Genomic DNA, 14,015 nt, shown 5'->3' with positions numbered 1-14,015 from the left:
TGTGGCCGTACTGGGCCAGCAATCTTCATGTAATTCGTAACGTCAACCAAGTACCCGCTACAATGCTCAGCACATCCGCGTGGTAAGGCCAAAACCGTCTCACGTAATTGTCAGACGTATTCCGAGACGCTACAAAGTACCCATTTATACTCGACCAATAACAAGCTAGAGCAACACGAAACTTTCACCGAAAGTCTTTCAGCTCAATCGTGGAGATCGCTGAACACAACAATCATCTCTCACACGATTGCTCAACACACTCGCAGGAGAATTTTCACTCGATATGAAGCTCGCATCGTCTTTTCTTACGCCACTTGGCGAAATATTATCCTCTATTCCTGTCCCAGGCGTTCAGGCTCATGCAAAAACCTGCGTGACAAGTTCCGTCTCCTCTTCGCACGCGCTTGCACTCTTAGGGTTCTGTCAAAGCCAAGGCGCCAAGTTCACGACATCTTCTGACACATCAACACACGGCCAACCCGCAGACCAGTCCTGGCTTATCATCACTGAGTCCGAACTGAATGCCACACAACTATTCCAAGATCTCCAATTTTACTATTCCGTATTTGGCAAACCGCAGGAACATCTGGTTCATTTTCCGCAATGGGCCAGCTTGCCCTATCAATCCTCGCTTCCACCAACTGACGTCATCGCTCAACGAGCCTGCGCATTGCATCGACTAACAACTGGAAAACCGACCATTCTTATCACGTCCATCTTAGCGATATTACAAAAGGTGCTTCCGCAAGACGCGTTTTTTGATGCCTGTTTTTCGCTTGACCTGGGACACGTCTATGAACACGAACCGTTGATCAAGAAACTCTTGCGTCTTGGGTATCGTCGAGTCTCAATCGTGGAGATTCCTGGAGAATTTAGTGTGCGCGGCGGCATTATGGATATTTTCTCTACCGCCTTCGAACACCCGCTTCGAGTTGAGTTTTTAGGGGACACGATCGAATCGCTTCGTGTGTTTGATCCATCAACCCAGGAATCGATCCAGAAGCTTTCTGAAGCGTGGATTCTTCCAGTTCGAGAATATCTTGTCACTGAAGACCAACACGAACAAGCCGGACATTCGCTATCGTCCGATGCCGAATGGTATGCCCCAAACCTCTATGGCACCATGGAATCCATCGCAGACTACTTTCAAGCTCCCCCGCATGTTGTGCTCCATCATCCTCTCGGACTCAATCAAGCCGCGTCAACATATTGGAATGAAATATTAGACATCTGGGACCAACAAGAATCGTCTGCCCAAAGCCCAGGAAAGACGCCCTATCCTGAACCTGACCGTTTATACCACCTCTATGACGACATTCTTACCACCATTCACGCTTGGCCAACGCTCGGCATTGATTCCATTGCACCAGCCCAATCGGAAGACTGGCAACATGTTGTTCCATTCCCTGCGTTATCCGCTGCGAGTTTAGGGCTTGGACTCAGGGGAGTTCCGTTAAAAGATAACTTGGCAAAACTGGAGCAACTGCGCAGCCAAGGCCCAGTCTTCCTCATCGCTCGCAGCACAGGCCAAGTCGAACGTCTCTTAGGGTTGTTATCCGAACAAGGCTATCCGGCCTCAGCGTGGGACCCTGCGCTACACACCACCCGGATCGCAGAAGATCGATTCCCATTTTATTGCCTTCAGGGGGAACTCTCGTCTGGACTCATTACTCATGAAGGTCGCCTGGCCTTTATTACCGAAGAAGAACTCTTTGGAAAGGGCATACGCCATCGTCCGCAACCCAAAACGCACACGGCCAAATTTCTCTCGTCGTTGGATGATCTGCAAGAAGGTGATCTTGTGGTCCATGTCCATCATGGCATTAGTCGCTATCAGGGCCTGCGTCGTCTATCAGTCCAGGATTCTGAAAGTGATTATCTTTTATTGCAATTTGCGGGAACCGACACTCTGTATGTTCCACTTGAGCGACTCTCTGAAATTCAACCCTACCATGGAGTGGACCAACGCACTCCCAAACTCGATAAGCTGGGCGGAACCAGTTGGGCCAGGACGAAAGCCAAGGTTAAAAAGAGCATTGAAGATATGGCTGAAGAACTCGTCGCACTCTATGCCAATCGCGAAATAGCCCGAAGAACCGCCTATACCCCGGATACGATGTTAACCCACGAATTCGAAGCGGCATTCGATTATGAAGAAACCCCCGGTCAACTCAAAGCGATTGAAGATATTTATCGAGATATGGAATCGCCCAAACCCATGGATCGGCTCGTGTGTGGAGATGTGGGATATGGGAAAACAGAAGTCGCGATGCGGGCGGCATTCAAAGCGGTTCAGAACAACCGGCAGGTGGCCGTCTTAGTCCCTACGACGTTACTGGCCCAACAACATTTTGAGACATTCTCCTTACGATTTGCTCCGTTTCCCGTCAGAGTCGGCATGCTCACCCGGTTTCAAAGTCCAGCCGAATGTAAGGTCGTTCTACGAGATATTGCCGCGGGCACATTGGATATTATTATTGGAACCCATCGTCTATTAACCAAAGACGTGAATTTTAAAAATTTGGGAATTGTCATTACCGATGAAGAGCAATGGTTCGGCGTTCGCCACAAAGAACGACTCAAGCAACTCCGGACTCAAGTCGATGTCTTGACGCTCTCAGCCACGCCCATTCCACGAACACTTCAAATGGCGCTTTCCGGCGTTCGAGACCTTTCCGTCATTGAAAGTCCGCCAACTGGGCGTTTAGCCATTCAAACTCAAGTCTTACGATTTGACGGTAACGTCATTCGAGAAGCGATTCATCGTGAACTTGGACGAGGAGGGCAGGTCTTTTATCTTCATAACCGCATTGAAACCATGGAACGTACAGGCACGTGGCTTCACCAGCTTATCCCTGAGGCACGCGTGGTGATCGCACATGGGCAAATGGACGAACGGATACTCGAAAGCGTCATGCTCAAATTTTTTCACCATGAGGCCGATGTCTTGATCGCCACTGCCATCATTCAGTCCGGCCTGGATATTCCCAATGCCAATACAATTCTGATTGATCGAGCGGATTTATTTGGCCTAGCCCAGCTGTATCAACTGCGTGGCCGGGTCGGACGGGGAGGACAACAGGCCCATGCCTACTTCTTTGTCCCAAATGAAGAAACGTTGAGCACAGATGCACAAAAACGGCTCAATGCGATTCAGGAATTTACGGAACTGGGATCGGGTTTTCGAATTGCCGCAGCCGATATGGAAATACGAGGCGCTGGTAACTTGTTAGGAAAACAGCAGTCGGGCAATATCGCGGTAATCGGGCTCGACTTATATTTACACATGGTCGAGCAGGCTGTTCAGCAACTCAGAGGGCAAGTCGTCGAAGAAGTTCCGGAACCCACACTTCACCTTCATATCTCTGCATTTATTCCGGAAGACTACGTTGAAGATACCCATCAACGATTAAGTCTGTACAAACGACTGTCCGGTAGTGAGCAAATTGGAGATCTCGCCCTGCTGCATGGGGAAACCCAGGATCGCTATGGTCCACTCCCTGCGCCCGTAGAACGCCTCTATGAGGTCATGCAAATTAAACTCCTGGCAAAAGCCTTAAAGCTGGAATCAGTAGACATCCAAGGCCATTCTCTCATTATTGCCTTTCATGAAGTGGCCAAACTACCAGAGGACGGCATTCAGTGGCTGTTGGATCGGTGTCAGGGAGCCATTCAATTTCTTTCGCCCCTTGTCTTTCAACGGGATATGCCGTCTGAAGAGTGGGACGTTCTCTACCCGGAACTCAACACGATCTTACAGGGACTTCATCGCTATAGCCGGACGCAGGTAGAAGAGCGGACATCTTGAAAGTATTCGGAGTAATCCGGTAATTCTAGTATACGCTTTATACAGAGGATTGTTCACATCATGCACTTCCGCGTATTTCTAACAACCGCATTGTGCTTTAGCTTCCTCACATTAGCCATGTCGCCTTGGCTCATGGCCTACCATGATCGAATCGCGGCCATTGTCAATAAGGAAGTCATCACCTTGTCTGAGCTCAAAGAAGAGGTTCGTGACGAGCACATTCGTATGAAAGCTCGATACAGTGGAGAGCAACTCAGACAACGGATGGCCAATAAAGAATTTGATGTGTTAAATGCACTGATTGAGGAACGGCTGCAGCTCCAAGAAGCTCGGGCCAAAGGGTTTACGGTCACTGATGAGGAAGTAGAAAAAGCCATTCAACAGTCCAACCCCCAAGATCAACAACTCGATCCGACCGCTGAAGCGCAACTGGCCAAACAGTTGAGAAAACGAATCCTTCTGGAGAGAATACGGGCGTTTGAAGTCCAACGGATTGTGACCATATCCGATTCCGAAATTTCCCAGTATTACAAAGAGCATCAACAACAGTTTATGATTTCCCGACTCTACCGGTTACGTCAAATTCTGTTCGTTGCGAACTCTGAAGAAGAGCGCATACACAAGCAGGCGCAATCTCGATCAGTCTCGCGACGCCTGCAAACAGGAGAAAGTTTTCGGGAACTGGCCTTGCAATATTCCGCTGGCCCTGAAGCTGGAGATGGCGGGGAACTTGGACTCGTTCACCACAGTGAACTCCTTGCCCCCATTGCGGAAGCACTTCTATCAATGAAACCTGGAGAGGTCAGTACACCAATTGAAACGACACTTGGATTTCATATCATTGCCTTAGATGAAACCACGCCACAATCTCCCAAACCTTTCGAAGAGGTGGAAGCACAGATCAAAGCACGTCTCGTTCAGGAACGTTCAGAACAAGTTTTTCAACGCTGGCTCGCGGACCTCAAACAAAAAGCCTTTATTCAGATCAAATATTCTCCGTTAACAAATTCTTAACCGCACGAAAGACATCTAGCCGACCCTCATGTGTGTACGACGAGTACGGCAACAATTCCGTACTGTCAGGGAGAGATAATCCTTCTCGAAGTTGCTTGAGGTAGGCCTGACGCTTTCCAGACTTCACTTTATCAACTTTGGTCGCCACCACAACTATGGGATAGGGCAAAGTCTTTAACCATTGCATTAACTCGACATCGGAACGCTCAACCCGTCGAATATCAATAAAAATCACGACGCCACATAAAGTCTCTCGTGACGTCAAGTACGTGTCCACCATAGGACCCCATTCTTTGCGAACCGATTGCGGAACTTTGGCATACCCATATCCAGGAAGATCGACCATGTGAAACCGCTCTACCTGGGAGTCCGCCACGGCTATACGAAAAAAATTAATCATTTGGGTTTTCCCAGGAGTTTTTCCGACCTTCGCTAAGCCTTTCCGGTTGAGCAAGGAATTCAATGCCGATGACTTCCCGACATTTGAACGTCCTAACAAGGCAATTTCACGCAATCGTTCAGTGGGATATTGATCTGCCACCAAACAACTTTTAACAAACTCAGCCGATCGAATTTTCATCTGCAGCCGTCTCGATACCTATCCATATGGGGCATTCCGTTGGAAAATAGTTCCATTTTCTTCTACAAGATACGCTTCACGAGCGATGAGAGACGAGTGTCTCAACTCCTCGAGGACTTCATGGCTCGTTGAATTTCACGACTCGCCTCCCGTTTTTTAACTGTTTCCCGACGATCATAGTGTTTTTTCCCTCGAGCCAAGGCCAATTCCACTTTGGCGAGGCCTCTCGGGTTAAAATACATGCGAAGCGGGATTAACGTGAGACCAGCCTGCTGAACTTTTCCATGGATTTTCTGAATCTCTTTTTGATGCAGTAACAACTTCCGTGGCCGAATGGGTTCATGATTCATCTGATTGCCGTGACTATAGCCCCCGATGTGACACTGATGAAGGATGACTTGGCCAGCATCAACCGACGCATAACTCTCTCGTAAATTCACCTTTCCTTCACGAAGAGACTTCACTTCTGTCCCAACCAGGACGATGCCAGCTTCAAGTTTTTGTTCAATCGCATAGTCGTAGAACGCTTTCCGATTGGTCCCGATGATATGTTCTGATGTGGCTTTCGTCATGGAATGATGGAATGCCCTTTCCGCTCACCTCTTGGAGGCACATGCAAACTCGACTGCCTCAGAGAGTTTCGTTATAGTAAAACCATGAGTTCATTTTCCTCGACAGGATCTCTTTTGCCTCAGTTTGCCAAATCCTTCGGGTTCGATATTAAAATTCTGGAAGCCAGACTCCAGGCCAATTGGGCTCACATTGTTGGGGAAAGCCTAGCCTCACACACTCGACCAGACTCAATCAAGTTTCGAAAATTATTTCTCGTAGCCGAAAATTCAGCTTGGCTTCAACAATTAGTCTTTTTGAAGCCCATGGTTTTGGAAAAACTCAATACGTTTGCTAGAGAGGCCCAAGTAACAGATATTGTCTTGCGTATTGGCGACATCCAATCCGCGACACTCACAAGTAGACACACATTGCATCCCACAAACGTTTCGGTTAACCCTACAGGAGCAGCGTTGGAATTAGCGAACTCATGGACCGTCGGCATTAAAGAACCTGGTCTGCGATCCATACTCGTGACTGTGATCGCCAAAAGTCTCTCGCTCGACGCCCGCCCGCCTCGATCTCACGCATAGCCTCAGCCTTAGTCTGTCAGCACCTCGCGCGCCCTCTGAGCTTTTTCCTGAAAAAGCCAGTCGACGTCACTATTCGATTGTCCAACACGTTGACCACCCACTGGTCCCAACCAGCCGGCGACCTGTTTGAGATCAAACACCATTCCGCCTCGCACCATAGACTCAAACGTCTCTTTATACGCAAGCTCTTCTTTCTCGTCTGACTCTGCAAGATACCGCTGAAGCTTCTCAGGCTCAGCCCACTCATGGTCAGAGAACACATAGATCGTCATCTGTTGATAACGACCTTCCGGATCTTCCGGTGTGGTAGGCCGGATCTTCAACGAGCTGAAGTTCCGAGTGGCTTGTCCGATAGAACGAAACCGTTCAAGCAGCGTTCGAATTTCCGGATCGCTGGTCCAAGGCGGCGTATGGATAGACACCATCGACTCTTCTTGAGCCCCAACGCTGTAAGGTGGAATCGTGCGATCAGGGCGAGAGAGGAACATGCCAATACCAATCATCAGAAACCCGCCAATGAACACGCCTAGCCCGAGTTTCACCAATGTATCCAGCGGCTTTTTCTGAGAGCTTTTTGACTTCATTGTTGATGACACACAGCAGCAACCGCTCTTCCCTCACTCATCCCGTCATAGAGATCCTTTGCTCAGGACGAGGTATCAGATAAGCATATACCTCACGAAATGCTTGGGAGGGAAGTTATGACGACACGGTTGGCGCAATAATTCGAAATCTCACTTCATCGGTGTGCGTATTAGCGGAAATTTCCTCTCCCACATACAGACCACAACGGTACAAACCTGAAGTCCAGTCAGCCTCTGGCTTGCTTAAGACAAAATATCCAGACTGCTCATTCATCGATATAATCACCTGATCCTGGGCGGCGGCACGTTGCGATTTTGTCATATGAGCTGTTTCCAGAAAGCATTCTACAGTGAGCGGCATTTCATCAAAAGAAGCTGAGAGGAGTTCAAATACCAAGAAAATTTCCGGCTGGGTTGAAGGGAACGTGTCTCCTGGATCAATGGGTATAAATTCATGATTGCCAATTGGCAGATTATCCCGCAAGACATCCTTGGCAGGAATCACATAACGGAATGTACCGAAATCTGCATCCCTGCCCATCAGCAATGCTCTCCGGTACAAAGGATCTTGGGGCTTGAGTTTCTCAGTAGCCACTTTCTCATACACCTCTTCCTCATTTAGAACCGATGGCTTCGAAGGGGGGATGGCTTGGGTGGGTTCTTGAGCCTGTGGATGTTCGGCCTCGGGAACATATGGGCGGACTTTTTCTATCCAACTCGCCAATTTCTCCTTACTCAGCACTCGTATGCCCGGTTTGATGGCAACGTCTTTGTTGCTTTCCTCAAACTCAACGGCCGTTTCGTACAATATCTGAAAATGATCTAACGCCTCAGCCCAGCGTTCCAAGGCTGCCTTGGATTGTCCTAACCGAAAAAATGTATCAGCCAGCACTTCTTCTTTGAGGGTGAGCGTCAGCACTTTTTCCAAAACTGGAATAGCCTCTTCATACCGCTCCAGTTCCATCAGCGTGATACCTAAATTATGGGTCGCGGCAAAATCACTGGGATTCAGCACGATAATTCTCTGTAGGATAGGTTCGGCTTCCCGGTAGCGACCAGCACTATATAACCTCCAGCCTTCTGCACGAATAGAGGCCCATTCTTTTTGATCTGCAGCCGTCTTCCCAGGACTGAAGATGGGTTGAAAACGCCGACCCCGTTCTTTCGTCGCGCCGTAGACGACAGATAACAAACTATGAGCGGCAGCCTCCTCCGGGGAACCGGGAGCGACCATAGTGAGGACATGCTTAACATCGTCACGTGCCCCGCGACCATCGAGAACATCAAAGCGTGCTCGCGCCATAGCCAACCACCATCCAGGAAAATTCGGTGCTAACGCCACTGCCTTTTGATACCACTCCAGCGACTCTTCGAGACGATCGAGTATTCGAAGATCATGGGCCATCCGTAAAGGCACGAGTGGGTTATCCGAATCCAGCTCGGCAATACGTTTAAACTCATCGATCGCCTCTTCTTCCTTTCCCGAGCGATAGAGAACACTCCATTTGGCCCAGCGAATATCCAGGGCTTCAGGTGTTCTCTGGAGAATGGCGTCATATGCCTCAACCGCCTCCTGATCCTGTCGAGTGGTGGCAAGAATATCGCCGTGGAGTTTTTCCAAATTCAAGGCGTTCGAATGCTCTTGAATGCCCTGAGTCAGAATTTCCAGCGCAACCGCGCTATTCCCGCCCACCCAGGCGTCTTTCGCCTGTTGGACAATCACTTCCGTTCGCAAGGGTGACGGATCTTCTGCCAAAACGACGTCATTCATGGGCAGAGCGAGAGAAAGAATCACGGAGACCGACGTTCCAACTCTCCCCCAACCTTTCGGCCAGACAAAAGTCCGTTGGAATGACGTCTTCTGGGTCTTTGCAGTCTGAGGCACGACAATGTTCCTGAAAGGTAAATAGTGGGTCATATGTCAAGGTAATCCTTCACGCATGAAACAACTATCCCAATACATTCATTGAATCCTCACTCACAACACGCAATATTCTTTCGTCTCAATTAGAGGTTGATGAACCCTTTGTTGAAAAATAAGCCACGGTTAATATCTCCGAGACTCACCATGCCCTCAAGCTTTCCATTCTCTGTCACTGGAATACGTCGGAAATTTTTCAACCCCATGTAGGACGCGGCCTCTAAAATGGTCGTGGTTGGAGTGACGGTCAGCGGATTGCGGCTCATCACCGATTCAATATTCCGACGTAAGACTTCCGGATAGCCTTCTTCCATCTCCAAGAAATCGCGACTATGCACAGTGTCATGAATGTAGTCACCGAAGTTTGGAAACAGGGGAATCATGACATCTCGAAGCGCGACGAGTCCGATTAAGTTCTGCTCGTCGTCGATAATCGGAATGGCTCCGCAATGACGGCTCAGCATTTTAATAATAGCAGACCGGACAGAATCCGTGGTACGCGCAGTCACAACCCCTGTGGACATCACATCACAAACGAGCATGGCAACCTCCTTCGGTAAGAGGACGGTAGAATAGCTCTCAATTTATACAAGCAGACATCTCAGGCAAAGACCATCGCATTTCATATCACAATAGGAATGTATGAAAAATCCTCCAGAAACGAAGAAAACTCATCATGACATTCCTAAAATATGTTTATAGAAAGCCGATCCCAGGCTCATTTCCATTCATTTTTTCAAAATGGGGAATACTTTCTCCGTCGAGCCGGTCCACATTTCCCAAGGACTTTTGTGCCCATCACAAATGGCACTCTTTGCCCATCGACACATGACCCACGGTTCCATTATCGCCCCATTCAGGCTATTTCTGTTGATTCTATAGACACTGAAGTTGCGGCACAATACTTGAGAAAAGCTTAGAAGGGCCCCTCTGTAAACAAGTACGTTCTACGGGAAAGATATTAGAGACTGCGATGACCAACGCCTTCGGATTATGGGAATTCTTAAGCCGTGATGTCTCCTTTTTGGGCGGACCGCACAGCCCACTGCTGAGTTGGGTGGGCTCCTTTGGAATCCTACTCTTTTTTCTGTGGCACGTCCGTACATTGCGACAGGAAGTCACCTCTGTTCGACAAGGGTTTGAACGAGTACACCCCGTGCTACACGCGCTCATACACGAGCGCGGAAATGTCGATCGAGAACGATTTACTCAGGCCCAAGCAGGCTCATCTCCGCGTAACCCAAATCACAACCCGCATCAGCGTATCGATTGCAACGATTTGGACACACTTGATGCCGAAATGGAAAAAGAATCCATGTTTCAGGGGCTTTGGTCGCAATACCGAATGACCCTGATTCTGGAACGGGTGCCGTGGTTTATGGAACCCCGCATATTCAGTACAACTCGCGCCGAAAAAGTCTTTACCCAAGACGCCCTCATGGCGAATCGAATCAATCTGCCATTTTATAGCCAATTTCCTTCGTTGGTGACCGGCATGGGCCTCTTGATGACATTTATCGCCTTGTTTATCGGTTTGGGAAAGCTTCATGCGGATGGCAGTCAGATTGTCGGCATTCAGGGACTCATTAATGGATTGGCTGGAAAGTTCTTGACCTCCATCGTCGGCCTCATCGTAGCCAATCTGTTTACGTTCATTGAAAAGCCCATGGTGTCTCAACTCATGACTGCTCATCACGAATTTATCGGCCTCATCGACCAACTTTTTCCTCGCAAGACGATGGAACAAATGCTGGAACACCTGACCTCGATTCAAGGTGATCGAGAGGAAAAGCGCACACCAACAAATCATACGCACCAGGAAACTCTCAGTGGAATGAGCGCAAACGGGCTAGCTGGCCCAACAGCCAACCTCACGTCGAGCATACAGTCTTTGAAGAAATTACAAGAAGATGAGCATCGAGAAACACGAGAGGTTCTTTCGGATATTCCCCACGTGATACGACAAGAACTTGAGGCCCCACTTCGGGAACTCACCGATACCATCCATGACCTTACCAAGACGTTGAAAAACGCAAAAACATCTCTCAGAACAGTAGACCCTACGCTTCACCAGCGACCTCATACAGAGAAAACACCGCCCACTCCGGTAGAACCTACGCTTGCCCAACAGCCGCAAGCAGAAAGCACACCCCTCACATCCGTAGAACCTAGGACCGTCAATCGTTCACCCGTAAGAAAAAAATCTATCATGCCGCCGGAACTCATGCTTGACCGCCGTCCTCGCTTATGGAAAGTTCCATCATCGGACCTTCCGGCATCGTCTCAGATGGATCGTTTGAAAAAAACAAAGTTCTGGCCCAGATGGCCAAACTTCTCAAATTTAAAGCGAACAGGGTAAAAGACAGGATGGGGTACGGCACAAACAATTCCAATACCACGGTAGGCATTACCGATCTCATGACCTCGTTGGCCATGATTTTCATTTTGCTCTTTGCCGCCCTCATCACCCAAACAACATCCGAAGCACAATCTGAATTACAAGCAAACAAAGACAACGTGGGAATCGCGTTGCGTGATCACCTGGAACGCTTGGGACTTACGCTCGAAGCCGACCCACGTGACCCTCTCACGCTTCTGATCGTCGTTCCCGAAAATTTACTCACCTTCGAGTTTGGAAAAAGTACGTTGACTCCTAAAGCAGATAAATTTTTAGAAGAGGTGATTCCATTTTATGCGAGTGCCGTCTGCGGATCGTTGCGAGAGAAAATTGATTCTCTTGCCATTCAAGGACACACCGATGATCGCGGTGACGATGTCTATAATTTACAACTGAGCCAAGAACGATCACTCGCCGTGATGGTGAAGGGATTGGAAGTCATTCAGGCTCAAGAACCATCGGCCTATCAATGCTTCCAAGAAATGACCGTTGCTGCCGGTCGTGGCAGGCAAGATCTTATCTATGATCGATATAACATGGTCAATAGCCACAAGAGTCGCCGTGTCGTCTTTAAAATCCGACTCCGATCGACTGAGCAACGTCATCCTGCCGAACGAACTGCCAAGATTCTTACTTCCATGTAACGTTCTTCAAATATTCTCCAATAGATCCCATACTTTAGCTAATTCGTAAATTTTTCATTAAAATCAATATATTACATTAATAGTACTATTTCAAACAGTATATTATTATATATAAATTATATTGTTTACAGTAATTATTATTATTTATTTTCTATTGTTTGCAGTATATATTTAGTAAATGAGGAAGAAAATTCTCACGATCGTTGATGATATTGCTTTATCAAAATTGCAGGTCGATTCATTAGAGGGATCTGACTTCACACACAAAGACTGGATACGGCTTATTCGCACCTATCTGCGAATGACTCAGGCTGAACTCGCAAAACGCGCAAATATTACTCAAGCCAACCTCGTGGCCATTGAGTCAGGAAAAGCTGAGCCACGAGTGAGCACGCTTCGGCGCATCTACACGGGGCTATCCTGTAATCTGCGCTTTGAGCCACATCCACGAAAACCTCTAGAGGAGATATTGCGTGGCCGTGCCCGTGTAATCGCACTCCAAAGATTGAAGAAGACGATGGGGACGATGGCGCTCGAGGAACAGGCGGCAGATAAAGAAACGTTCAAGAAGCTTCTTGAAAAAAGAACGGATGACATACTCAGCGATCCACGAGAACGTCTATGGCGCAAGAGCGATGATGGATGAGTGATTCACAACCAATTGGTACAACTCCAGGAGGAGACACCTCAGGTCTCATTCTCGAATATCTGACAACCTCAACTGCTCGAAATGCAGCTGAAGCCGAAGCAATCAGTCGCGCCTATGATAAACATATTTTTCGTGCACGACGGAAAAAACGTGGAGCAGAATGGCTCACAGACGACTTTATCCGCAAAGTGCATTTCGACATGTTCGGGGCAATCTGGGAGTGGGGCGGGAAATATCGCAAGACGAGATTAAATGTTGGCATCGAACCACTAGCCATTCGAGAACAGATACGACTCCTCTCTGGAGATTTTCTTTCCTGGGATGACAGCAATTCGACCATGCCGGAAGTAGAAGTAGCGGCACGCCTTCAACACCGACTCACCAAAATACATCCGTTCATAAACGGGAACGGACGACATGCACGACTTATCACTGATATTTTCTTCTACTCCTGTCAGCGCCGTTTACCACAGTGGCCGCAAATTCAATTGCTATTGCATGGGAACGATGTTCGAGAGCGATATATTGCTGCGATGAAAAAGGCAGATGAAGACGACCTTACGGCATTGAAGACGTGTATTGAAGAGTGTGTTAGCGAATCCAGCTAGAACCGGTGTTCAGTCACACCTTTTTCTTTTATGCAGGAATCCAGAAAAATTACTCGCGTTCTTTTTTCGGATAATCAAAATCCAGCAATTCTGTGCTCCCGCGAGCAATATCATTCCAGGAATCTATTGAGCATTGCAGCACAGCCATGCTGCACGGGACCATGTTCGGGATAGCAGATTGTGCCAGAGATTTCACGAGTTGGGTCAGCGTGGGATTGTGTCCAACAAGCAAAACGCAAGCTACGTCATCATCCACACTATGGATAACCGACAGCAAATCCTCCAGCTCAGCCTCGTAGACTCGTTCTTCAAACAGAATGTCTGCTTCGGGATACTCAATCTTCGTCGCAAGAATTTTCGCCGTTGTCTTGGCGCGAGCAGCATGACTTGAGATCATGACTTCTGGCTTAAGGCGTTGTCTCAAACGCACGCCCATTCGAGATGCCTCGGCTATTCCATTCTGACTTAATTGGCGACTGAGGTCAGAGCGGCTCAGACTCTCAGCCGAAGCTTCTGCGTGGCGAACAAGGTACAGAGTTTTCATATGAATTCTCCAACAACATGTCGAATCGTTTTCTCAAGAGCCACGCAAGCCATGACATGCGAATAAATCTCTACCATACCTTAAGACCGTTCTCGGTCATAGGCTTATTAGATGGTAAGCGAA

General features: G+C 48.2%; 13 protein-coding genes. 7 read left to right on the top strand and 6 right to left on the bottom strand.

Annotated features, from left to right (window positions below):
* Positions 1-283: 283 nt before the first annotated feature.
* Together mfd and ACWHX8_RS00150 are read left to right on the top strand one after the other, a co-directional pair.
* On the top strand, positions 284-3,808 hold the full coding sequence (gene mfd / locus ACWHX8_RS00155) for a transcription-repair coupling factor (protein WP_447969954.1): 3,525 nt from the start codon (positions 284-286) through the stop codon (positions 3,806-3,808).
* Positions 3,809-3,868: 60 nt separating this feature from the next.
* Positions 3,869-4,822, top strand: a complete 954-nt coding sequence (locus tag ACWHX8_RS00150) for a peptidylprolyl isomerase (RefSeq protein ID WP_447969953.1) — start codon at positions 3,869-3,871, stop codon at positions 4,820-4,822.
* Here ACWHX8_RS00150 and yihA read toward each other — a convergent pair.
* Positions 4,794-5,402: a ribosome biogenesis GTP-binding protein YihA/YsxC gene (gene yihA / locus ACWHX8_RS00145; protein WP_447969952.1), complete on the bottom strand. Its 609-nt coding sequence runs from the start codon at positions 5,400-5,402 to the stop codon at positions 4,794-4,796. The two genes, ACWHX8_RS00150 and yihA, sit on opposite strands and share 29 nt — an antisense overlap.
* A gap of 101 nt (positions 5,403-5,503) precedes the next feature.
* Positions 5,504-5,974 carry an SsrA-binding protein SmpB gene (smpB, locus tag ACWHX8_RS00140; RefSeq protein ID WP_447969951.1) on the bottom strand — a complete coding sequence of 157 codons (471 nt, stop codon included), beginning with the start codon at positions 5,972-5,974 and terminating at the stop codon, positions 5,504-5,506.
* A gap of 84 nt (positions 5,975-6,058) precedes the next feature.
* Here smpB and ACWHX8_RS00135 point away from each other — a divergent pair, with 84 nt between their 5' ends.
* Positions 6,059-6,544, top strand: coding sequence for a DUF721 domain-containing protein (locus ACWHX8_RS00135; protein WP_447969950.1), 486 nt, complete (start codon positions 6,059-6,061; stop codon positions 6,542-6,544).
* Between the two features lie 8 nt (positions 6,545-6,552).
* On the opposite strand, the gene ACWHX8_RS00130 is transcribed toward ACWHX8_RS00135, so the two are convergent.
* From ACWHX8_RS00130 to ACWHX8_RS00120, 3 genes are all read right to left on the bottom strand, one after another.
* Positions 6,553-7,128 carry a hypothetical protein gene (locus ACWHX8_RS00130; RefSeq protein ID WP_447969949.1) on the bottom strand — a complete coding sequence of 192 codons (576 nt, stop codon included), beginning with the start codon at positions 7,126-7,128 and terminating at the stop codon, positions 6,553-6,555.
* Between the two features lie 115 nt (positions 7,129-7,243).
* Entirely contained in the window at positions 7,244-9,013 is a 1,770-nt protein-coding gene (locus ACWHX8_RS00125) for a tetratricopeptide repeat protein (RefSeq protein WP_447969948.1), read from the bottom strand.
* 122 nt (positions 9,014-9,135) lie between these two features.
* Positions 9,136-9,591 carry a CBS domain-containing protein gene (locus ACWHX8_RS00120; protein ID WP_447969947.1) on the bottom strand — a complete coding sequence of 152 codons (456 nt, stop codon included), beginning with the start codon at positions 9,589-9,591 and terminating at the stop codon, positions 9,136-9,138.
* Between the two features lie 431 nt (positions 9,592-10,022).
* Between ACWHX8_RS00120 and ACWHX8_RS00115 the strand changes: the two genes are divergently transcribed.
* From ACWHX8_RS00115 to ACWHX8_RS00100, 4 genes are all read left to right on the top strand, one after another.
* Entirely contained in the window at positions 10,023-11,408 is a 1,386-nt protein-coding gene (locus tag ACWHX8_RS00115; RefSeq protein WP_447969946.1) for a hypothetical protein, read from the top strand.
* Entirely contained in the window at positions 11,372-12,091 is a 720-nt protein-coding gene (locus ACWHX8_RS00110) for an OmpA family protein (protein ID WP_447969945.1), read from the top strand. Before ACWHX8_RS00115 ends, ACWHX8_RS00110 begins: the two co-directional genes overlap by 37 nt.
* A gap of 178 nt (positions 12,092-12,269) precedes the next feature.
* On the top strand, positions 12,270-12,737 hold the full coding sequence (locus tag ACWHX8_RS00105) for a helix-turn-helix domain-containing protein (protein WP_447969944.1): 468 nt from the start codon (positions 12,270-12,272) through the stop codon (positions 12,735-12,737).
* Entirely contained in the window at positions 12,734-13,348 is a 615-nt protein-coding gene (locus ACWHX8_RS00100; RefSeq protein ID WP_447969943.1) for a mobile mystery protein B, read from the top strand. The genes ACWHX8_RS00105 and ACWHX8_RS00100 overlap by 4 nt, the downstream gene beginning before the upstream one ends.
* Before the next feature lie 49 nt (positions 13,349-13,397).
* On the opposite strand, the gene ACWHX8_RS00095 is transcribed toward ACWHX8_RS00100, so the two are convergent.
* Positions 13,398-13,892 carry a SixA phosphatase family protein gene (locus ACWHX8_RS00095; RefSeq protein ID WP_447969942.1) on the bottom strand — a complete coding sequence of 165 codons (495 nt, stop codon included), beginning with the start codon at positions 13,890-13,892 and terminating at the stop codon, positions 13,398-13,400.
* Positions 13,893-14,015: the final 123 nt, after the last annotated feature.

This window comes from Nitrospira sp. M1 (assembly GCF_965152605.1).
This window is presented reverse-complemented; position numbering and strand designations above follow the sequence as displayed.

Bases quoted from the DNA above. Each gene is read 5' to 3' on its own strand.
- ACWHX8_RS00150 (WP_447969953.1), top strand. From the start codon at position 3,869: ATGCACTTCCGCGTATTTCTAACAACCGCATTGTGCTTTAGCTTCCTC.
- ACWHX8_RS00100 (WP_447969943.1), top strand. From the start codon at position 12,734: ATGAGTGATTCACAACCAATTGGTACAACTCCAGGAGGAGACACCTCA.
- ACWHX8_RS00110 (WP_447969945.1), top strand. From the start codon at position 11,372: ATGGCCAAACTTCTCAAATTTAAAGCGAACAGGGTAAAAGACAGGATG.
- ACWHX8_RS00120 (WP_447969947.1), bottom strand. From the start codon at position 9,591: ATGCTCGTTTGTGATGTGATGTCCACAGGGGTTGTGACTGCGCGTACC.
- yihA (WP_447969952.1), bottom strand. From the start codon at position 5,402: ATGAAAATTCGATCGGCTGAGTTTGTTAAAAGTTGTTTGGTGGCAGAT.
- smpB (WP_447969951.1), bottom strand. From the start codon at position 5,974: ATGACGAAAGCCACATCAGAACATATCATCGGGACCAATCGGAAAGCG.
- mfd (WP_447969954.1), top strand. From the start codon at position 284: ATGAAGCTCGCATCGTCTTTTCTTACGCCACTTGGCGAAATATTATCC.
- ACWHX8_RS00135 (WP_447969950.1), top strand. From the start codon at position 6,059: ATGAGTTCATTTTCCTCGACAGGATCTCTTTTGCCTCAGTTTGCCAAA.
- ACWHX8_RS00105 (WP_447969944.1), top strand. From the start codon at position 12,270: ATGAGGAAGAAAATTCTCACGATCGTTGATGATATTGCTTTATCAAAA.
- ACWHX8_RS00130 (WP_447969949.1), bottom strand. From the start codon at position 7,128: ATGAAGTCAAAAAGCTCTCAGAAAAAGCCGCTGGATACATTGGTGAAA.
- ACWHX8_RS00115 (WP_447969946.1), top strand. From the start codon at position 10,023: ATGACCAACGCCTTCGGATTATGGGAATTCTTAAGCCGTGATGTCTCC.
- ACWHX8_RS00095 (WP_447969942.1), bottom strand. From the start codon at position 13,892: ATGAAAACTCTGTACCTTGTTCGCCACGCAGAAGCTTCGGCTGAGAGT.